This window comes from uncultured Fibrobacter sp., assembly GCF_947166265.1.
In the GTDB taxonomy this organism is placed as follows: domain Bacteria; phylum Fibrobacterota; class Fibrobacteria; order Fibrobacterales; family Fibrobacteraceae; genus Fibrobacter.
Genome location: NZ_CAMVDO010000042.1, coordinates 1 through 22255 on the forward strand (window position 1 = coordinate 1; position 22255 = coordinate 22255).

Sequence of the window (22255 nt, forward strand, 5' to 3'; positions counted from 1 at the left end):
ACTGGAACCAGCCGCCTGCACGTTTCTTTGCCGGCGACAACGAAAGCCATCAGGGAGCAGCAATTGACTCCATCGTGTCTTCGGGCTGTATCATTGGCGGCGGTACGGTAGTCAAGAGCATCCTCTCCCCCGGCGTTTCTATCCAGAAGGACGCCCTGGTCGAAGAATCTATCCTTTTCCCGAACGTGACGATTGGACCGGGTGCCAAGGTGCGCCGCGCCATCATCGAAAAGGGCCTGCATATTCCGGCAGGCTTCCAGATTGGCTACGACCTGGAACGCGACAAGAAGCTCTTCCACGTGACCGAATCCGGCATCGTGGTGCTTGCAAAGGATACCATTATAAAAGCTTAACAAGGCGAGTGCAGCGTCAGACCGCTTGCGGGCTGACATTGCCGAGCCGCTAAGGCTTGCGCTCGAAGCGTGCAACGCGTAGAGGGCGAGCGTCGCATATTCTTTCAAAAACGCATTAGAAAAGTCCCAGTCGAATGACTGGGACTTCTTCATTAAAGGATTTTAGGATCGATTACTGCTGACCAAGAAGGCCACCAAGATCGAGACCACCTTCTCCGTTACCGCCGAAGAGGTCGCTCAAATCAGAAGCATCGCCACCGCACATCATCGGGGCCATCATTTTAACCATTGCGAAAGCCATGCCAGTCGGATCTTCAACCTTCGAGGTAACGACGTTGCCTTCGCAAGTCACGGTCGCTTGCTGTTCTTCAGCCTTGGCCTGTGCTTCAGCGCAAGTTTGTTCAAGCGTAGCAGCATCAACACCTTCGCCAACCGTGGTTTCAGTGATAAAGACGCCACCTTCCACAAACATTCTCGTTACAGAAGACACACCGTCAACAACAGTCGTCATCACGATTACGTTTTCATCGGAATTATCGAGTTCGCAAGATTCAACATGATTTGCAGCGGAATCCAGGAGGTCCTTCGGATTCAAAGCGCTAGAAGAGGTGGGATCTTCAGCGTTAGATTCGCTAGATTCCGGATCTTCGCCACTTGCTTCGCTAGAAGTCGGATCTTCCGAACCAGCTTCGCTAGATGCAGGTTCTTCTCCCTTAGATTCGCTGGAAGCCGGATCTTCAGCGTTAGATTCGCTAGAAGCGACAGTTTCGCTGGAACCGACGGATTCGCTGGAAGCCGGGGTTTCGTCGTCGGTGGATGCCGATGTGGAAGATTCGTTACAAGCTACCAAGCCGAAGGTTGCGGCAACGGTCAGCGCCATAGCGAGTTTTTTGATATTCATTTAGAACTCCTTTTCTAATAGTTACGCAAAATATACTTTTATGTCACTTTATTTTCAATAGTTTCTCTAAAAAAAGCATCTTTTTTACCACAAATGTGTTTTTTTGCACATATGGCTTTTTATATTTACATTATCATGAAACTTTTAGCTACCCCCCCCGATTTAAATAAAATTGCGCGCCCGAACTGGATTGAAATCAACTTAGACGCCCTCTGCAACAACATTCAATTTATCAGGAGCCAGATTCCGGCCAACACAAAGATTCTCCTACCCGTAAAGGCGGATTCTTACGGCCACGGAAGCCTCGCCTGCTCCTTTGCAGCCAAATTCGGTGGAGCCGACTACCTGGGTGTAGCCCATATTAGCGAAGGAATGCTGCTCCGTCAATACGGTATGGACCTGCCGATTTTGGTACTTGGCCCCTGTACCCCTGCCGATTTTGCCTATTTCGTCGAATTTCAGCTGACGGCAGCCATCACCGACATTCGTACGGCAATGAGCTTCGACCAGTTCCTGCGAGACACGGGAACCACCTGCAAGGCCCACCTCGCCATTGACACAGGCATGAACCGTTACGGTTTCGACGCCGAGGACTTCAACAACATCCGTGCAGCCCTCAGCCTAAAAAATCTCAAGTTCGAAGGAATGTTCACGCATCTCGCCACCGCCGACATGCCGGGGAACCCCAAGACCCAGATTCAGATTCAACGTTTTGCAAGACTTGTCGACGTACTCGAAGCCGAAGGTCTCCGCCCCGAAATCTGCCATTGCAGCAGCTCGGCAGGCACCCTCTTGCACCCCGAAAGTCATTTTGACATGGTTCGTCCGGGCCTCGCCCTTTACGGGTACAATTGCATGGGAGCGACCCCTTCCCCATGGCCGATCAAGCCCGTCATGAGAATCAAGGCCACGATTCGCCACATCCACGACGTGAAGCCCGGCGAAACCGTAAGCTACGGCGGCTACTGGATGGCACAACAGCCCACACGAATCGCAACGGTCGCTATCGGTTATGGTGACGGTTACCTGCGCGGCGGCTACAACAAGGGATTTCTGTTCATTCGCGGACAGCTCTGCCCGATTCTTGGACGCGTCTGCATGGACGCCACCATGGTCGACGTAAGCCACATTCCGGATGTGCAAGTTGGCGAAACCGTCGACGTGATCAACGGTGAACTGGACCATCGAATTTCTATGGAAAGCGTCGCCGACGACCACCACACCATTCCCTACGAATTTACAAGCCGCGTGGCACGCCGCCTGTACCGCAAGTACTACTGGAAAAACAGGCTCGTCCGCTGGGATTACCTGCGTCAGGAATTCGGCGTCAAGGACTACAAGGAATACCCGCTGCGATAGCCAAAACCTATATAATCAAGAAAGGCTCCCTAAAGGGAGCCTTTTGGAGTTCTCATACCTCTTTGGGCGCTTTCGTATTAGAGGAAATCAGGGTCAATCGTCGGTTCGTAACCAGGCTGAACGAAATCTTCCGGAGCAATGCCGCGCTTACGCGCGGCTTTTTCTTGCTTGATAAGTTTGCGTTCCGCAGCCTTCGCCTTACGGTTCGCAGCGCGCGCGGCGCGTTCGGCAAAGCGCTGGGCGCGCGTCTTGCGTTCCTTGTAAGGAGCAACTTCTTCCGGGAAAAGCGCCAGAGGTTCTTCGTCGATGAGTTCTTCTTCCTCCTCTTCGAAGCGCATTTCGGGATCGAAGTCGCGGAACGCGTCTTCTTCGTCATAAACAGGAGCGTCCATCGGACATTCCTTCTTGAGAAGTTTCAGAACTTGTTCAAAAGGCTTTTCGAGCGGCACCTTGAACTTCATCTTCTTGCCCGTCGTCGGGTGGATGAGTTCGATTTTTACCGCCTGCAGCAGCTGGGCGGGAGCAATTTCAAGAACCTTCGCGGCGATGTCCTTCATCAAGGGAGATACGCGGTTCAGGCAGCCGTCGCGACCATCGTACAGCGGATCGCCCACGACCGGGTGGCCCATATAGCGGCTATGCACACGGATCTGGTGCGTACGGCCAGATTCCAGTTGCAATTCCAAAAGTGTCGCAAATGCGAAAAACTTCTTCGCCACAAAATGCGTACGACTTTCCTTGCCTCCCGAGACCACAGCCATCTTCAGGCGATTTTTCGGGTTACGCCCGATGGGGGCATCAATTGTTCCTTCCAAATCGCGGGGATGCCCCCACACCAGGGCATTGTAGGTACGATGCAGCGTACGCGTTTCCAGCTGATGAGCGAGATGCCTGTGCGCAGCATCGTTCTTTGCGACCACCATAAGCCCTGGTGTATCCTTGTCCAGTCGATGGACAATGCCCGGGCGTAACGGACCGTTGACCGCAGACAAATTTTCCTTGAAGTGATACAGGAGACCTGCAGCAAGCGTCCCGTTCTGCACGCCGTTACCCGGATGCACCACCAGGTTACGCGGCTTATTCAACACAACAATATCATCGTCCTCGTAGACAATGTCGAGCGGAATGTTTTCGGGTTCCAGGGTACTGGCCTCTTTTTCGGGAACCTTGTCCACCACCACGACCATTCCCGCCTCAACGCGGAAATTCTTGGGAGAGACAACACCACCCACCTTGACTTCGCCAGCGGCAATCAGTTTCTGGACATCGGTGCGGGAAACGTTATCCATAACGCCCACAAGGAACTTGTCGATGCGCTCACCGGAATGCTTTTCTTCTACGAGGTAATTCATTATAGATCCTTCTCCCCATTCGGGGATCATGCCCACTAAGGCAACAAGTTGCCAAGTGGTCAAAGAGACTCTTCTTCGTTGCGCTCAGGATGACAAGAAGCGTCGCTCAATTGTTTCGCATCGTTCGCAGCAGCGCCCTTGTTTTCTTTTTCTTCTTTGATCTGCTTGTGGATTTGCTTCAAAATCAGCGGCGAAAGAATCACAATTGCTACGCCGACGGTCACAAAGGAATCGGCGACGTTGAATGTCGGAAACCGAGTCATGATAAAGTCGGGAAAATCGCAATCGATAAAGTCCACCACCATAGAAAGACGCATACGGTCGATAAAGTTACCGATAGCTCCGCCCAAAATCATCACCACACCCAAGCGGCTCATCCAGTCACGTTTGTCGATGGACTTGTAGAACCACAAAAGGATCACAGAGGCTATAATCGAAATCAGCAAGAAAAACAACCACGACGGCAGGAAAGGCATCAGGTCTTGCGGACGACTGCTAAAGGCAGCCCCCTTATTGAACACCAACTGAAAGCGGACCAAGTCCCCTACAACACCGATAAAGTCATGGTTCGGAGCCCCCGTTTCGTTGGTGAAACGAACTAGCGCCCACCACTTTGTCAACTGATCGGCGACAATGCTAAAAAGGATAACGCCCAGATGAAACGGCCACTTGTTTATAAAACTAGTAATTTTCATTTTCAATTCCAAAATTTTTCGATTTCATTCACTACGGCCCTTCGGCAAGCTCAGGGACCTTGGTGAACTTTGCTCCAGGATGACACTCCAATTTTTCATTCTTAATTTTTAATAGCTTCCGCCTCACGCTTCAATTTGGCATAAGACTTTTCAATCCAGGAATCCGAATAGAAATGCAACATGGTCGACTTGATAATCCGTTTCACGGTATCGCGAGTAATCTTCACCTTCTTTTCAGAAGCAAAGAGGCTTGAGCCATCGCCGATCAGTTTCATGTTCTCGGCTGCCATAAAGAGAGGCCACAGGCAGAAGAGTCTCGTACGCATTTTCACGTTCGGAATTAACTTGGTATAGGCAATCGCATCATCCAGATGCCCCCACGCCTTTTTTACAAGTTCGCCCATGACGGCAGCACGGCGTTTATTAAAGTCAACCTTAGCAGCCGCATCCGCCGGGACGTCAAACATTTCATACGAATGAGCGAACCCATGACGACGGCAGATTTCTTCGGGTACAAAGCATACTCGGCGACCGGAGTCTTCTACACAGTCTTTCACGATGTTTGCCACCTGGAGTGCAAGTCCGAAGCTCACATCGAGTTTCTGCATTTCGACCCTGCGGGCATCGCTAATCAGGCAGGTGTCCGCCGCAAACAGATTCGTCAATAGCTTTCCGACAATACCGGCCACATAGTAGCAGTATTCATCGAGGTCGGCGACACTTTCGAGCGTAAACCAGCCAGAACTGAGCGCCGCCTCCTGCCGAAGAGCAAACTTCGCCATGCCGTGACACATTTCAATCGTTACCGCACGCACCGGAGCGGCATAGACTTCGGGCAATTCCTTCAGCAGCGGAACCACCACATGCGTATGCAGGCAAAGGTTCATGTACGGGTGCTCCGACTTACGCCAACTTTCGGGCAGAGAGCGTTCAAACTCGGACACCAGGTCGTCAGGCAATTCTGACGTCTTGAAAATTTCGGCAAACTTTCCCAGGACAATTTCCTTTTCGGAAGCCTTCATGTCGGGGTCATCTTCGACCGTGTCCGCGATGCGAAGATACAGGTACGCAAGAAGGATACTCTTATGGAGTTTTCCCTTGAGGATGTTGATGTTTAACGCAAACGTCCTAGATACCAGCAACAAGATTTCTTCGGCATACTTCCAAGCCGCACGCCCATCCAGGACGCTTTCGCCTACACCTATTGATTCAAGAATATTGGACATAAGTTTTTAGTTGGTAGAACGAGCTAGTACATCGTCTCCGCGTAGACATCTGGCGGAATCTTTTTCGTCATCGCCATGGCGTTCACATATTTCCACAGGCGCCCGTGCGATTCAGCATTTTTCAGTTTCTTTGTAAAGCTCCATATCGTTCGGTTGTAGATATCCACCTCGTTCTGGAAGTTTCCCTTGATTTCGGTTTCGTAACGAACCTTCCTATACTCCAGGAAATACGCGGACTGGTAAAGTAGCGCAGTTCTGGACTTGGCGATGCGACAAAGGACGACATCCAAAATAATAAAGAGGGGCGAAACGGCAAAACCGTAATACCAGGGGAGCTCCGTCCAATTATAAATAAACCAGACGGACGGTAGAGCAGAAAACAGGGCGGTCATCAACGAAAACAGAAGGTCCAACCCCAGCCAGTAGCCCCGCCAAGAAGGAAGAACCACCCACTTTATCCCTTTTTTGATCATTTTTTTGAAATAAAGCGGGTACGAGACACGGTAAAACCAAAAATACAGTCCTACCCAGAACAGAACGGGAACCCAAAACCAATAATCCAAACTATCTAGTATCGACATACGGGTATAAATTTAGAAAAAAAATGCTATATTTTGCCCCGAAAAAATCTTTCAAGGACTAATCTTATGAAACGTACTCATAACTGCGGCCAGCTGCGCAAGGCAGATGTTGGCCAGACCGTAACACTCGCCGGTTGGGTGGATCGCCGCCGCGACCATGGTGGTGTGATTTTCGTTGACCTCCGCGACAAGTATGGCAAGACCCAGATCGTTTTCAACCCCGACTACAACGCCGACGTGTTGAAGACCGCCGAACAGCTCCGTAACGAATACGTTATTTACGTGACTGGTAAGGTCTACGCCCGCGAAGAAGGCAACACAAACGAAAAGCTCGCTACGGGTGAAATCGAAGTCAAGGCTGACAAGCTCGAAATTTTGAACGCCGCCCTCACTTCTCCGCTCGCCATTAACGACCCGAACGAAGAATGCAAGGAAAACGACGACCTCCGCTTGCAGTACCGCTACCTGGACCTCCGCCGTCCGTGGATCCAGAAGAAGCTCCTCCTCAAGAGCCGCTTCCTCAAGGCCGTGTACGACTTCTTCTATGCTAACGGTTTTGAAAACATCGAGACTCCGGTGCTCTGCAAGTCCACTCCGGAAGGCGCACGCGACTACCTGGTGCCGAGCCGTGTGAACCCGGGCAAGTTCTACGCCCTCCCGCAGTCTCCGCAGCAGTACAAGCAGCTCTTGATGATTGCCGGCATGGACCGCTACTTCCAGATTGCCAAGTGCTTCCGCGACGAAGACCTCCGCGCTGACCGTCAGCCGGAATTCACGCAGATCGACGTCGAAATGTCCTTTGTGAACCAGGACGAAGTCATGGAAATGTTCGACAAGTTCGTGACCGAAGTTTTGGGCAAGGTTTGGAACTTCGAACCGCCGCGCCACATCCGCCGTATGAAGTGGGCAGAAGCTATGCTCAAGTACGGTTCCGACAAGCCGGACCTCCGCTTCGACCTCGAAATCCACGATGTTTCCGAAATCGGTGCAAAGTCCAACTTTGGCGTGTTCAAGAACTGCGTTGCCGCCGGTGGCAAGATCCGCGGTATCGCTGCTAAGGGTTGCGTTGACTTTACTCGTAAGCAGATCGACGAACTCACCGCTTACGTTGCCAAGTACGGTTCTAAGGGCCTCGTATGGATGCGCGTCAAGGAAAATGACGAAGTGGAAACCCAGGTCGGCAAGTTCTTTACGACCGAACAGCTCAACGAACTCCGCGATGCTGTTGGCGCCAAGTGCGGCGACATGATGTTCTTCATCGCAGGCCCCGAAAAGGTTGCTGCAACCGCTATGGGTCAGCTCCGCTTGGAAGTCGCCCGCATCAAGGGTCTCCGCGATCCGAAGAAGCGTGAATTTGTTTGGATTACCGAATTCCCGATGTTCGAATACAGCGACACGGAAGGCCGCTACATGGCTATGCACCACCCGTTCACCAACCCGCTTCCGGAACATCTGGACATGATGCTCGGAGGCAACCTCAAGGATTGCAACGCCGAAGCTTATGACCTTGTTCTGAACGGTGTGGAAATCGGCGGTGGTTCTATCCGTATTCACAACCCTGAAGTCCAGGAAAAGGTGTTCCGCCTGCTCGGTCTCTCCGAAGAACAGGTTCGCACCAAGTTCGGCTTCTTCGTCGACGCCTTCAAGTACGGCGCTCCTCCGCACGGCGGTCTCGCCTTCGGTCTCGACCGCGTTGTCGCTACCATGGAAGGTGAAGAATCTATCCGTGACTACATCGCGTTCCCGAAGAACACGAGCGCTTCTAGCCCGATGGACCAGTGCCCGAGCGAAGTGGATCTGCAGCAGCTGCAGGACATCCACATCTCCGTGCAGATGCCGAAGGCAGCTGCCAAGTAACAGCAAGCTGAGAGTCGCGGCGAAATGAATTTCGCCATGACCGAGGCTCAAGTTACTGCACTCGTAAGAGTGCAACTAAGGCGAGTGCCGCGCCAGGCTGCTTGCAGACTGGCATGGTTGAGCCGATTGACTTGCGCTCGTAGAGCGCCAAGGCCGCAAAATAGACGAAATAACGCTCGCAAACTCGCTACAGACGAGAGAAAAGCCCCGCGGAAAAACGCGGGGCTTTTTGTGTTACAAGATTTTGCCAAAAGCGCATTTTATTCCTATAATTTTTTTACAATAGATTTACATGGAGAAAATTATGGAACAAACCCCACTCAAATATTGTGCTTGGCTCTACTTTTATTTCCTAGATACAGGAAACACGCAATATATCCAGCTCAATGAAAACGTAAATGGCGAAATTTTGCAGAGGGCCGTAGATGAGGCCGTTAAGGTCCACCCCTGGGTGAACTTCGCCCTGGACATCAACGGTTCTGAAATCAAGTACAAGGACGCAGGGACCCCGTTCAAGGCTATCGAGATGTACGGTCCTGCAAACCTGGGTGGTGAATTTGCCGAAGGACGCCTTTTCAGCGTGTCCTATATCGAAAACAAGATTTGGATTTCCTACTTCCACGGCCTTACCGACGGCGTGGGTCGCAACCGTTTCTTCGACACGCTGATGTACTACTACTTCACCTTCAAGAACGGCAAGACCTACGACTCTACAGGCATCTGGCTGAACGACGGCACTGTGCGCGAAGGAATGTTCGACGACCTGGGCTCCAAGCATTACGAGACCACGCCAGGCTTTGTCTACAAGGCTCCTCCCGAAGACAAGGACATCTTCTACATGCCCGAAACTCTTGAAATCGACAAGATGGGCAAGGACGCCTTCACCTACGAAGGCACCAAGATGACTCGTTATCACCTGAATGTCAAGAGCGACGAGTTCATGGCTTACGCGAAGGCCAACGGACATTCTCCCGCCTCGGCATTCCAGGCGATGATGGCACGCGTTCTCCAGAAGATGTACCCCGATAACAAGAAGCTCTTTACGGCAGCACTCCCCGTGAACTGCCGTAACGCCATCGGCATGGAAAACACCCACCGTAACGGTTGGACCTTCGCCTTCCAGACGGTGGATCCCAAGCAGCTTGAACTGAGCGAAAAGGACCTGGGAGCGGCCCTGCGTTCCGACCTGAAGTTCCTCATCAGCCCCGACCAGTTGAAGACCACCTTGAACATCTTCAACGGCATTACCGAAGAAGCGGAAAAGATTCCCGATTTCAAGGACAGAATGGATTTCTACAAGAAGTGCTACCCCACCTTCATTGGCACCTACGTGTTCAGCTACATCGGCCGCATCGCCGATCACGGCTACCTGAACGAGATGGAAGACGTGTCCTGGACATCGGCTATCCGCCGCATTCCGATGATTACCATGGTGGAAATCGGCAACGAATTCTCCATTACCTTCCTGCAGAACTTCGAGACTTCCAAGTATGCCGACGCCATCGCCGAAGAAATGGAACGTCTGGGCATCACCGTGACCCTCAAGAAAAAGCTTTCGAGCCGCGGTCACGCCCCCGTGGAATACAAGCGCTACTACGGCCTTCCGGAACCGCACTTCTGCGAAGACGATCCGGTGGAAACCGATTCCTTCGAGAACCGCATCAAGTGCAAGGAACTCAAGAAGAAGATTCGTTCCTCGAGAGAAGCTTCCAGCTATATCGAAAAGGGCATGACCTTGGGCGTCTCGGGATTCACCCTTTCGGGCTACCCCAAGAAAATCGCAAAGGCCCTTGCCGAACGCGCAAAGAAGGGCGAAGACCTGCAGCTGACGGTTTATTCCGGCGCCTCCCTGGGCGATGAATTCGACGGTCTTCTGGCCCGCGTGGGAGCCCTCAAGTGCCGCATGCCTTACCAGACCAACGCAGACCTTAGAAACGCGATTAACGCAGGCAAGATCAAGTATGTGGACATGCCGCTGAGCCTTATGTCCAAGTGGGTCCGCAGCGGATACCTGAACCACATCGACGTGGCCCTGGTAGAGGCTAGCTCCATCGACGAAAAGGGAAACATCATCCCGACGGCATCCGTGGGCGCCACCGAAGCCTACGTGGCCTGCGCCGACAAGGTCATTGTAGAAATCAACACCTCCGTCCCCGAAAGCATTAAGGGAATCCACGATATCTACATGACGGAACTTGCCCCCAATACCCAGCCGATTCCGTTAACCAAGGTGGCAGACCGTATCGGAACGCCCTACATTCCTTGCGACCCGTCGAAGATCGTTGCCATTGTGCATAGCGACATTCCCGACTGCGGCATCCCTGACACCGCCGGCGACGAAGATTACGACAAGATGAGCGAAAACCTGATCCATTTCTTGGAAAAAGACGTGGAAGCGGGCAGACTCTGCAACCCGCTTCCGCCTATCCAGGCAGGCATCGGCGCCGTTTCGAACGCGGTGCTTTCGGGGCTTCAGAAGTCCAAGTTCGAACACCTGACCGTATTCTCCGAAGTCATGCAGGATTCCCTGGTAGACCTGATTGAATGCGGCAAGGTGGACGCAGCCTCTTCTACAGCCATCACCATGTCCAAGGAAAAGATGAAGGCATTCTTCGAGAAACTGGATTCGGTGAAGGACAAGATCGTGCTCCGTCCCATGGAAATCAGCAACAGCCCCGAAGTGATTCGCCGTCTGAACGTCATTGCCATCAACACGATTATCGAGGCGGACCTTTACGGCAACACCAACTCGAGCTACGTAGGCGGAAGCCGCCTAATGAACGGCGTGGGCGGTTCCGGAGACTTCTGCCAGAACGGCGGTCTTTCGATTTTCATCACCAAGTCCACTGCGAAAAACGGCAAGATTTCTTCTATCGTCCCGCTGGTAAGCCACATAGACCACACCAGCAAGACGGTGCAGGTCATCGTGACTGAACAGGGCGTCGCAGACCTTCGCGGTCTGAACGTCATCGAGCGCGCAAATGCCATCATCGACAACTGCGCACATCCCAAGTTCCGTCCGGCATTGAAGAAGTACCTGGAAAAGGCGACCGTCCTTTCGGACTACCCCGCCTACCCGTACAGCATGGAAGCGGCCCAGATGTTCAACAAGGACATTTAGTCTTTACTAAATTGAAAAAACACTAACCCCCAATATGGAGAAAATCAAAATGAAACTTTCCACACGCGCTATTGCCGAAGCAATCGGCACCTTCTGGCTCGTATTCGGTGGCTGCGGTGCAGCCGTACTCGCCTGCGGCGTTCCCACCACCGGCATCGGTTACGTGGGCGTATCGCTCGCGTTTGGCCTTACGGTGCTCACCATGGCGTACGCCATCGGTCACATTTCGGGTTGCCACCTGAACCCGGCCGTCACGCTCGGCCAGGTTGCCGGCGGCCGTTTCCCCGCTAAGGAAGCCCCGGCATACATCGTAGCCCAGATCATCGGCGGAATCATCGCCGCGGCACTCCTCTACGTGATCGCATGCCCCGACCTCACCAACGCTGGCATCGGTGCATTCGCTACCAATGGCTGGTCCGATTCCCTCACCAACGGCCTGAACGCCTTTGGCGGCAAGACCTCCGGCATGCTTTCGGCATTCCTCATTGAAACCGTGCTCACGGCCATCTTCCTGTTCGTGATCATGGGTGCCACCGACGGTCGCGCACCTGCAGGCTTTGCCCCGATCGCAATCGGTCTCTGCCTCACGCTCATCCACCTCATCTCTATCCCGGTGACCAACACCTCCGTGAACCCGGCTCGCTCTACCGCTATGGCCGTGTTCGTTGGCGGCGCTGCCATCAAGCAGCTCTGGCTCTTCTGGGTCGCCCCGATTCTCGGTGGCGTGATCGGCGGTATCGCCTATAAATTCATTGCCGAAAAGAAGAACTAAGTCTTCGGTTCTATCGATTTTGCAAAACCATTTTCGATAACAGAACAGAATTCAGCAAGATGTCCGGACAAACACGTCCGGACTTTTTTCTTACACAAAAATTGCATATTTCTTTCATTTTTCACGATTCGGGACATTTTACCCCAAAAACATCTTAAACAGCAATCCTCAAGGGCTAAAAACTTGTAAATAATGCCTTAACAAAGATCTTTTTGATCCAAAACATATTAGTTTACAAACTGGTGTGTTGATATACGGCAGTTGGTGCCTTGGGATTGTTATGTTGAAAAAAAGCAAATTTTTTCATATTGTTTTTATTGCTGCGCTATTTATCGGCTGTTCAGACGACACAAAAGACTCGAACCCACTCGCGGAGAACGCCGTTCTCGAACAGGACGCCCCTGAAAAGACCCCCTATATCGATCCAGCCACCGGTGATTACATCGACCCCGCAACAGGTGACACCATTCCGACGATTCCGTACGTAGACCCCAATACAGGTGACACGGTGCCGGCCATCCAGGTGGTAGACCCAAGCACGGGCGATACCATCGCGTTACCTATAGACATTTCCAGCTCTGCTGCCCTCACCAAAAGTAGCAGCTCCGTCACCAACGATTCCTCTTCTTCGGAAAATACGGACAACCTTCCGGAAAACCCAAGTTCACAACCCGACGAAACAAGTTCCTCTAGCGAAAATACAAACGTATCGTCATCAAGCGGACTCAAGGAATACGAGGATAACCACAAGCCCAAAGGAAGCATTCTTCCCAAAGCGGGATTCTACAATAGTTTAACGATCGACCCGCCCTCGCCGCAAAAAAGTGGCGAAATCCGCTGCACCTTCGACGGTTCTTTTCCCACACAGAATTCCGAACAAATTACGCAGGCCATACAGATTACCGAGAACACGGTGATCCGCTGTTCTGAATTCGTGAACGGGCAACCAGCCGACACCACTACCCAGACATACTTTATCGGTGAAAACGTCTCGATGCCGGTTGTTGCCCTAACCGTGAATCACCACGACATGTTTGACTCCACCGACGGCCTGTACGCCACCGGCCCACTGACGAATAACGGTAGCAACTGGAATTTCGGCGGAAATGCAAATGTTTCTGACAACAACAATCCCAAATGCACCGAACCCTGCAAGGCGGCAAACTTCTGGAGAGACGATGAGCTCCCTGTACACGTGGAATTTTTCGAGAACGGAAGCTCCTCCACCGAAAAGAACTGGGAAATCGACGCCGGAATTTCGATTATCGGCAACTACAGTCGTTACAAGCCCAAGAAGAGTGTCGCAATCAAGATGGATAACGACGACTACGGAGATAAAGTTTTAAAATATTCCTTGTTCAAGACGCGCCCAGAAGCTAAAAAAATCAAGAGTTTCAACTTGCGCAATAATGGCAACCGTTTCTGGACCGACTACATTGGCGATGCCATGATGACCGCCCTGATGGAAGGAACGGATGTCGATTACCAACGTAGCCGCCAGGTAGTCGTATTCTACAACGGTGAATATTTTGGCATTCATGACCTGCGCGAACGACTGAACCGAAATTTCGTCGAGACGAACTACGGTATCGATTCCAAGACGATCAATATGATTAAAATTTCGGGAACAAACTTCGAAGCAAGTGGAACCAACGGGGCCTCCACCGCCGATTACCAACAACTCGTGAATCAAATTTCTAGCGGAAACTTTGCCGGAGAAAACAACCAGGAATACGAACAACTTAAATCAAAAATCAATCTCAACAGTTTCGCACAATACATGTTCGCCGAAATGTATTTCCATAACGGAGACTGGCCAAACAACAACGTGCGAGCCTGGGGCGGTAACGGGAATCCGTTCAAATTTGTCGCTTTCGATACCGATCACGGATTCGGCTTTACGCCGGGAATTTCCGGATTTGACGCCGAGAACCAGAATATGTTCGACTGGGTTCTCGGAAAAGAACAGGGCAGTAATCAGGGACAAGGCGGCATGTGGGGCGGTTTTGGAAGCTGGGGTTCGACAGACAGTCGAGCACCCGGCGGAATGCTCAAAAAGTTACTCGATAACCCTGATTTCAAACGGTTGTTCATCAACAACGCCTGCATCCTCTTGAACGACTACCTGACCTACGAAAGAGTACAAAGTACAGTTCATACTATGATGGCAACGATTCCGAACTCAGAACAGGAACGTGACCAAAAGCGTTGGCCCCGCAACCAAAGCAATTTCACCTGGGATCCGAACGGGGACAACCTGATCGCCTACGCAAGGACGAGAAGCGAAACCATACGGCAAGAAATGGCGGACCGATTCAAACTTGAAACAGAAACGAAAGTCACGATTACCGCAGATGGAAGCGGATCCATTCTAGTCGATGGGATGAAACTTCCAAGTTCCAATTACCAGGGAAAATTCTTCGCGAATACCGAAATGGAACTTACGGCAATCCCTGCTACCGGAAGATTTTTCGATGGCTGGTCGGACGGTTCCAAGGATAACCCGCACAAAATTCAACTGACTAGCGACATAAACATCTCGGCCAAGTTCAAGTAACCACAAATTTCTATTTTTTGATTGTGGATTACAGTCGCAACCAGATTCAAAAAATTTCATCACCGGAGCTTTTGCTCCCCGTAGGCACTCGCGAAATGCTCGAAGCCGCCGTGAACAACGGCGCCGACGCCGTGTATTTCGGAGTCCCGCACTGGAACGCCCGCGGTCGCACCGAAGACTTTTCCTTTGACGATGTGCGCGACATGATCCGCTACGCCCGCATTCGCGGAGTGCGCACCTTCTTGGCGATGAATGTTCTCGTATTCGAGCGCGAGCTGCAAGAATTGCCTGAATTCCTCGAAAAAATCATTTCGCTAGAACCCGACGCATTCATTATCCAGGACATCGGTCTTGCCCGCCTGATTCGCGCCATTTGCCCGAACCAGGAAATTCACGCGAGTACGCAGATGACGCTTGCTAGCGCCGAAGGCGTGAACCTGGTGAAATCCATCGGATTCAACCGCGCCGTACTCGCCCGAGAACTTTCGGTGAAAGAAATCGCAGCTATTAAGGCCGCCACAGACCTCGAACTCGAAGTATTCATTCACGGGGCGCTTTGCGTGAGCTACTCGGGCCAGTGCCTCACCAGCGAAAACTTTGGCGGACGCAGCGCTAACCGCGGCCAGTGCGCCCAAAGTTGCCGACTCCCCTACCGCATCTTTGTAGACGGCAAGGAATACCGCGACACCGACGCGCAATACCTCTTTAGCACCCGCGACCTGTGTGCTCTCCCGAAGCTTTCTGAACTCGAAGAAATCGGAGTGAATTCGCTCAAGGTGGAAGGCCGCCTCAAGAGTCCCGAATATGTAGCGGCCGTATCGCGCGCCTACCGCAAGGCATTGAACCAGATTCCGCTGGACGCCAAGGACATGGAGCCCTTGGAAGTGCTGTTCAGCCGCGGTCTCAACACCGGCTGGCTCGACGGAGACAATCACCAGGAATTGGTGAACGGCACGTTCAGCAATCACCACGGTATGTTCCTCGGAAACGTCGTGAAAATAGACCGCGGCCAGGTGATTATCGGTCTCGACAGCGCAATTTCAGATGCCGGCCCTTCGACAAGCTCACTTCGGCCAAGCTCAGTGCAGGCAGGGACCATTTCAACAGCATCAATATATCCGCAGCCGGGTGATGGAATTCTATTTGAAAACGCCGCCCTTGGCGTAAGCATTGGTAGCAGACTCTACGCTGCATTTGTCACGCATTTACCGCACACAAAGCGCGGCGACCCCAAGCTTTTGAAACTTGAATTCGGGCGTGAATTCGACACCCGCCAGATTGCGGTGGGAATGCAGGTTTACCGCAACGACTCCCCCGCGCTCGAACGCGAACTGCACAAGACTTTTACCGACCGCGAACAGCTCGTGCGACAGCCGGTTCACATGACGCTTTCTGGGCAAATCGGCGGTCCGCTCAAATTGTCCGTTTACGATACGCCGAGAAACACTGTCGAAGTCGAGGCCGATTTTACCCTCGAAGAAGCCCGCAACAAGGCCTCCAGCGGAAACGATGCCGACAAGGCGCTCCGCGAACTTGCACAAAAGGAACTTTCAGCCTTAAGTTCGACCGCCTACCAGCTAAAGCACCTCGACATTCAAGTGGACCGCGGCGCATTCATTCCCGGAAAGATTCTCCGTACACTCCGCCAGGCAGCCATCGAAAAACTCGACGAAAAACGCACCGAATGGAAGGCTTTGAACCCGAGCGCTGCAGCCGGCAAAAACTTCTTGAACGAGACACGCGTCAAGTTCAAGTCCGACGCATCAACCAGCGGCACAGCTTTTGCATCTACAACGCCCGCCGCCACTACGACCAAGCAGCCGATGATCAGCGTTCTGGTGCGCAATCCCGACCAAATTGCCGCCCTCGAAGGCCTCGCCATCGAAAACGTCATCATGGATTTCGACTGGGGCGTCAAATACGATTCCCCGCTGGAACAAATCCGCGAACTCGGATTCAAGGCGGGCATGGCGACACTTCGTATCCACAAGCCGGGCGAAAGCCATTACCTCAAGAACATCTTGCGGCTTTGCCCGGACTTTGCCCTAGTGCGAAATCTGGGGGCGCTATCCATCCTTCAAGAAAGCGGAATCCCGCTTACCGGCGACTACAGCCTGAACGCCGCCAACAGCGCAAGCTACGACTGGCTCCTTTCGCAGGGACTTTCTACACTCCACCCCTCCTGGGATCTGAACAGCACGCAACTTTTCGATTTGCTTGAAAACATTGACGGTAAACGTCTCGAACTCACGCTGCACCAGTACATGCCCGCTTTCCACTCGGAATACTGCGCCTTCGCCCGTGCGCTTACCACAGGTCGCCGTTTCCCCGAATGTGGAAAAATCTGCACCAAGCACAAGGTCGAAATTCTGGACCACAAGGGCGAACGCCACTTCTTACAGAGCGACGCCGAATGCCGCAACACGCTCTTTGTAGGTAAACCCCAATCGGCACTCAAGCTTTTACCGAGACTCCGCACCGCAGGCGTGAACCATTTCCGCCTCGAAATGCTCACCGAAGATGCAGAAACAGTTCGCCGCAAGGCACTCATTTACACGCAGGCCATTCACGGGAAAATCTCTATCGAAGATGCCATCCGAGAAGCGGGCATCCAAGAAAAATACGGACTTTCCGAAGGCCAGCTCTTTAACGAAAGTACCTGGCAAGACCGCAAGAAATAACACTCCTGCGCTATCAAAGAAGCCCCGCCGCACCTAGAATTGGCGGAGCTCCCCAACTGAAAAATTGCCATCAGGTTAATGATGCAATTTACCGGCATTCGTCGGCGAAATCAAATTTAGCCACGAACCCTCCTAAAAAACGAATCCACCCCTCATTTTGCAAACAACTGTTTGCAGCTATCAACAGATTTTTTTGTGGTGTCAACTACTGTTTGCAGCAATTCACAATATCACCCAACAAATCAACATCCGCTACGACCTGTCTACTCCAAACAATTTGCAGGATTCGGGGTTTAATGACTCGTCACTTTTTTCTTGCCCGTGCAATGGCGTCTTTCGCTAGTTTATCTACAAGTTCATTCCACTTGACGCCGGTATGGGCTTCTACCTTTTCAAAACTCACACGATGCAAAAAAGGTTGCGCAGCCGCAACGTAACGTTTGGCGATGTTGCTTTTCGCCTGCCACTCGCCCTTTGCCCAGCGGGCAATGCCTTCGTAGTCATGGCAAATGGTTCCGGTCCTGTCGTTAGCATCGAGCCAACGCATCGCCTGAAAAGAAGCCATCACTTCGCCATCGATATTTCGACTTTCGGCATCGAACGCGGTGATTCCAGATCCACGGGCGATTTCCACGTCGTTTTCCGTCACCACAAACGCCCAGCCCGATTTCGGGAAACCCGGCGAAAAAGATCCGTCTACAAAGACGCGCAAGCCATCGGGCACCGGAGCTTCCATTCCAGAAATCCAGGCCTCGGCTTCGGCTCGGGAACCAAAGGATTTAAAAAGGACTCCCTTCACTCCATGGGTCAATTTTTCGCATTCGGCCCAGGTCATGACAATTTTGCTTTCGTTCGGAGTCTTTATCGCATAGAATTTCTGTTTCGGCATATCCCAAAATTAGTATATTTTCGGGCGTGAAACCGTCTCCGTACTTTAAAGACTGTTATCGATACTTTTTCAAGCGATTCAGCAGCAACGAATCGCTCTTTCGCTGGTTTTTAAAGCAGGCCGGCGAAGACTCCGGTGCATTCGACTTTCCGGCTTCACTCAAGGGGAATCCGAAAACACTCGTTTTTCTCCCTCGCGACATGGAACATTCTGCCTCGTTCATGCACGCCATGCCCGATGCCTTTTTCAAAAACGCCCTTCTGTTCGCCCACGAATCACTACAGGCGCTCGTTTCCGCTAAACGCGCAAACGCAGTCTACTACAACGATCTGGAATGTCGCTACGGTGAAGACTCCTTTGACGAACTCGGAAACAAGATCAAGGAATACGCCCCGCAGGTATGCATCTATCTTGGCGAACCGTTCCTGCCTAGGCTCTATTTGGCAAAAATCAGCGGCGCCAACTGTCGCATCGGGTTTGCTACCGAAAACTGCTACCCCTTCCTAAATGTAAGCCTTCACCTGGACAAATCGAGCGAGGCCGCCCTTATCAGCCAGTACTACGGGGTAAAGTAATGCAAAAGGGGTATTCTACCATCGTCACCGAAAATAGCGGGTATGCGGACCTCCACATGCACACCAAGCTTTCGGACGGTAGCCTCTCCGTCGAAGAACTCCTGATGCTCTGCAAGCGCAAGGGGCTACGTTGCATATCCATCACGGACCACGACAACCTGGACAGCTACAACCTCGCCGTCGAACCAGCCAAAGAAATCGGGCTCGAAATCATCCCCGGAATCGAAATTTCGGCCGTATGGCAGGGTAAGGATATCCACATTCTGGGTTATTTCTGCGACCCGACAAACCTCGCCCTGAACATGGAGCTGCAGGATTTTGCAAAGCAGAGAATTACCCGCGCAAAAGCCATTATCAAGAAACTGAATGCCCTCGGCATCGACATCACCTACGAAAAAGTCGTAAGCTACTGCAAGGGTAAGGTGATCGGCCGCCCGCACATCGCGATGTCCATGGTCGACGAGGAATACATCTCGAACTTTTCGGAAGCCTTCACCAAGTACCTGGGCGATGGTTGTGTAGCCTTTGTAGAAAAGAAGGGGCTAAACCCGCAGCAGACCATCAAGCTCATCGAAAACGCCGGTGGAATCGCGGTACTCGCCCACCCCTACAAGTCGGGCCTCAGCGACGAGTTCATCGAAAGCATGGTGGAATGGGGCGTTCAGGGAATCGAAGTCTACAGTCCCGCACAGAAGGGTGCGGTTGGCCGCAAGTACAAGGAAATGGCTCAAAAGTTCGGACTCGTCGGGACCGGTGGATCGGACTTCCACACCGAAGCGGGAGCATACCCCCCGAACTGCATGAAGATGCCGTATTCCGTGGTGAACGCGCTCCGCGAACGCCGCGAAAAACTGAGAGCGGAATGGTACTAACTAGACGAAAGAACGGCGCTGTGCGCCTACAGACAGAAGACGAAAGAGATTTCAAAATGACATCTCTCGTCTCTCGTCTTTCGTTTCTCGTCTTGGCATTATTCGTAACATTTCTATTTGCAGAGCCTCTAAAACCAGACCCGTACACAACACCGGCGGCGCAAGACAGCATCTACAAGACCCCCTGGGGCATTGACCCTGCCGCTCGCGAAACCGATGCAGGCCGCTGGGTGCTCCCGCTCCGCGAAGTCATGCAGCGTACCTACGACATTTCCGGACAGAAATCCGAATGGTTGCTCGGTACCTCTATTCTCGGCGCCCCGGAACTCGACCCCGACCACATGGGCATGGGTTCAATACAAAGCCGCTACCCGAGCAAGCTTGCGGGACTATTCACCACGCGCCTCGGCTATGATGCCACGACCCTCGGACTGAACGGCGAAAACGGCATCTTGTTCGAGGAACGCAAGGGGATTCCGGTCGACACCCCCATTACCGACCTCAACTGGGAACGCCCCGCCTTTGGCGGTAACGCACTTCGCCTTGACTTTCGCAGACTGGTAACCGACTCCGTTTCACTTGAATTCGGACTCGCAAGCCATTCCGATATCGATTCCAAGGAATACAGTTACCAGAACGTGACCCATTCGCCCTACTTCGCGCTCGGCCGCGACTCCACGCAAATACCCTTCGGTGGACGAAACATCGCCATGAACAGCATGCACGTCCAGCCGATTTTAACCTGGCGGTTTGGACTCGGCAAGGCGTTCGTAAAAATGAACTACCTGAACCTCGAAAATGCCGACAACACCAACCACAAGGTGCTGCTCGATACGCTCGACCTTGCCGTTCGAAATTTCCAGACGGCCCCCTACGGGATAGAGATTCATACCTTCGGCTACGGTGGCGGACTCGAAGTCTACCCGACCCGAAAACTCACGCTTTCGACAGACTTTACCTATACTGAGCACGAGATTTCGGAAGACTCGCTCCCCCACATCTTTAGGGGTACTCACGACTACGTAGACACCCTGGGAGTCGAACAGAGCGACACACTCTACTACGACACGCTTATCCAGACGACCTACGAATCGATGCTCGGAAACTTCGGCATCGCCTACCATACGGTATTCAACCCAGCAATTAAATTCAAGTACGAATTCCTGAACACCGACCGTACAGGCGACAACGACACGACCAAGAGCCATTTCCAGGACCGCGAAACGGGCTACCTGGAATTAAAGGACACTCTCTGGAACATGTTCCTTTTCCGCACGCAGACAGGCCTGCAGCGTAACAGTTCCGTCCGTGATTCTGTCGATTACGCCCCCGCCTATTCCGCAGAAGCCTGGGCGTTTCTCCCCTATCACCTGCGTATCAACGCGGCATTCCGTCACGACAACAAGTTCCCCGATGTGGGCCAGATTCGGTTCAACGAAACCGGTCGACTCGCTTTCTTCCGCAAGGACCTGAAATTCGAAGAACGCGACCGCTACATACTAAACCTGGGTTACCAGCAACGAGAAGTCTTTTACGGCGTCGGTTTCCGCTACGAAAATGTAGACAACTTAATCAAGCCTCGCTGGGTCAAGTGGGGACATGTCGATTCCACGAATACCATCGAAGAAGTCTACACTTGGACAAACATCGACAACGTGAACAGCCTCGATTGGCTTTTGCAGATCGGATTTAGGCTAGGCAACTGGAAATTTTTCCTGGAACGCGGCGAGACACTCGACCGGAGCCGCAAACTGCTCGACACCCCCGAACTCTACTACAAGGGCGGCATTCACTGGCAAAACCGATTCGTATCGGACCGTCTTGGAGTCAGCGTGCGTGTAGACTGGCAATGGTTCGGCGAACGCTACGACTGTACCATCGACGAAAACGGCAATCCCGAACTTGAATTCATGCATAAGTACCTGGCGCTCGATTTCGAGGCCCGCATGCAGATTCTTTCTTTCGAGCTCTACACCCGTATCGAGAACTTCAACCACAGCATCTATATGCCAGCTAGCGGCTACACCCCCGAAGGACTCCGCTTCGCCTACGGTATCGTCTGGACGTTTAAAAACTAAACAGTGGTTTCAGGGATTAGGTCGTCAGCAGGCATTCTAGAGCAATTCTGGAGCACAGCGATAGAGGAGGGGCGGAATCCAGAGTGGCATAAAAATCCTTAGATTTCCGCAATTTTTCAAAAATTCCTTGTTCATTTCCCCTCAATCTTTATATTTTTTCCATTGGATTTTTGCGCCACGGGTGTGCGCCCCATGCCCGAGGTGTATATGATCAGATTTTTTCGAAAAAACCTAAAAATTGGAGACACACATGGCAAAAAAGATGATTGCGTGTGATGGTAACGAGGCCACCGCTAGCGTAGCGTTTGCTGTTAGCGAAGTTGCGGCTATCTACCCGATTACACCGTCTAGTCCTATGGCTGAGCACGCCGACAACTGGAGTGCTG

General features: G+C 52.3%; 16 protein-coding genes and 1 pseudogene. 11 read left to right on the forward strand and 6 right to left on the reverse strand.

All coding sequences use genetic code 11. The features are described from left to right. Positions 1 to 353, forward strand: a pseudogene (gene glgC, locus Q0W37_RS13670) (glucose-1-phosphate adenylyltransferase); the annotation flags it as partial. Positions 354 to 525: 172 nt separating this feature from the next. Here the strand turns inward: glgC and Q0W37_RS13675 are convergent. Further along, complete coding sequence (locus Q0W37_RS13675; protein WP_297702111.1) at positions 526 to 1254, reverse strand: hypothetical protein; 729 nt, start codon at positions 1252 to 1254, stop codon at positions 526 to 528. A gap of 135 nt (positions 1255 to 1389) precedes the next feature. Here Q0W37_RS13675 and alr point away from each other — a divergent pair, with 135 nt between their 5' ends. After that, positions 1390 to 2613: an alanine racemase gene (alr, locus tag Q0W37_RS13680; RefSeq protein ID WP_297702112.1), complete on the forward strand. Its 1224-nt coding sequence runs from the start codon at positions 1390 to 1392 to the stop codon at positions 2611 to 2613. Between the two features lie 77 nt (positions 2614 to 2690). On the opposite strand, the gene Q0W37_RS13685 is transcribed toward alr, so the two are convergent. The 4 genes from Q0W37_RS13685 to Q0W37_RS13700 form a co-directional block, all read right to left on the reverse strand. Then, complete coding sequence (locus tag Q0W37_RS13685) at positions 2691 to 3965, reverse strand: RluA family pseudouridine synthase (protein ID WP_297702113.1); 1275 nt, start codon at positions 3963 to 3965, stop codon at positions 2691 to 2693. 59 nt (positions 3966 to 4024) lie between these two features. Further along, on the reverse strand, positions 4025 to 4660 hold the full coding sequence (lspA, locus tag Q0W37_RS13690; protein ID WP_297702114.1) for a signal peptidase II: 636 nt from the start codon (positions 4658 to 4660) through the stop codon (positions 4025 to 4027). Positions 4661 to 4761: 101 nt separating this feature from the next. After that, positions 4762 to 5886 (reverse strand): phytoene/squalene synthase family protein, encoded by a 1125-nt coding sequence (locus Q0W37_RS13695; protein ID WP_297702115.1) that lies wholly within the window; start codon positions 5884 to 5886, stop codon positions 4762 to 4764. Between the two features lie 23 nt (positions 5887 to 5909). Further along, positions 5910 to 6278: a hypothetical protein gene (locus Q0W37_RS13700; protein ID WP_297702116.1), complete on the reverse strand. Its 369-nt coding sequence runs from the start codon at positions 6276 to 6278 to the stop codon at positions 5910 to 5912. 255 nt (positions 6279 to 6533) lie between these two features. Between Q0W37_RS13700 and aspS the strand changes: the two genes are divergently transcribed. The 5 genes from aspS (at position 6534) to Q0W37_RS13725 (ending at position 17455) form a co-directional block, all read left to right on the forward strand. Further along, on the forward strand, positions 6534 to 8324 hold the full coding sequence (gene aspS, locus Q0W37_RS13705; RefSeq protein ID WP_297702117.1) for an aspartate--tRNA ligase: 1791 nt from the start codon (positions 6534 to 6536) through the stop codon (positions 8322 to 8324). A gap of 304 nt (positions 8325 to 8628) precedes the next feature. Continuing rightward, positions 8629 to 11445 carry an acetyl-CoA hydrolase/transferase C-terminal domain-containing protein gene (locus Q0W37_RS13710; RefSeq protein ID WP_297702118.1) on the forward strand — a complete coding sequence of 939 codons (2817 nt, stop codon included), beginning with the start codon at positions 8629 to 8631 and terminating at the stop codon, positions 11443 to 11445. A gap of 49 nt (positions 11446 to 11494) precedes the next feature. Beyond that, positions 11495 to 12217 carry an aquaporin Z gene (aqpZ, locus tag Q0W37_RS13715; protein ID WP_297702119.1) on the forward strand — a complete coding sequence of 241 codons (723 nt, stop codon included), beginning with the start codon at positions 11495 to 11497 and terminating at the stop codon, positions 12215 to 12217. 280 nt (positions 12218 to 12497) lie between these two features. Further along, positions 12498 to 14774: a CotH kinase family protein gene (locus Q0W37_RS13720; protein ID WP_297702120.1), complete on the forward strand. Its 2277-nt coding sequence runs from the start codon at positions 12498 to 12500 to the stop codon at positions 14772 to 14774. A gap of 23 nt (positions 14775 to 14797) precedes the next feature. Beyond that, positions 14798 to 17455: a U32 family peptidase gene (locus Q0W37_RS13725; protein WP_297702121.1), complete on the forward strand. Its 2658-nt coding sequence runs from the start codon at positions 14798 to 14800 to the stop codon at positions 17453 to 17455. A 304-nt stretch (positions 17456 to 17759) separates the two neighbouring features. Here the strand turns inward: Q0W37_RS13725 and Q0W37_RS13730 are convergent, their stop codons facing one another. Then, positions 17760 to 18344: a ribonuclease H family protein gene (locus Q0W37_RS13730; RefSeq protein ID WP_297702122.1), complete on the reverse strand. Its 585-nt coding sequence runs from the start codon at positions 18342 to 18344 to the stop codon at positions 17760 to 17762. Between the two features lie 26 nt (positions 18345 to 18370). On the opposite strand from Q0W37_RS13730, the gene Q0W37_RS13735 reads away from it, so the two are divergent. The 4 genes from Q0W37_RS13735 to Q0W37_RS15465 all read left to right on the forward strand — a co-directional run. Beyond that, a complete protein-coding gene (locus Q0W37_RS13735) occupies positions 18371 to 18919 on the forward strand; it encodes a hypothetical protein (protein ID WP_297702123.1) in 549 nt (182 codons plus the stop codon). Further along, complete coding sequence (locus tag Q0W37_RS13740; RefSeq protein WP_297702124.1) at positions 18919 to 19791, forward strand: PHP domain-containing protein; 873 nt, start codon at positions 18919 to 18921, stop codon at positions 19789 to 19791. The genes Q0W37_RS13735 and Q0W37_RS13740 overlap by 1 nt, the downstream gene beginning before the upstream one ends. A gap of 56 nt (positions 19792 to 19847) precedes the next feature. Then, positions 19848 to 21869, forward strand: a complete 2022-nt coding sequence (locus tag Q0W37_RS13745; RefSeq protein WP_297702125.1) for a hypothetical protein — start codon at positions 19848 to 19850, stop codon at positions 21867 to 21869. Positions 21870 to 22131: 262 nt separating this feature from the next. Then, on the forward strand, positions 22132 to 22255 hold a 124-nt coding region (locus tag Q0W37_RS15465; protein ID WP_367186283.1), incomplete at its 3' end, for a hypothetical protein.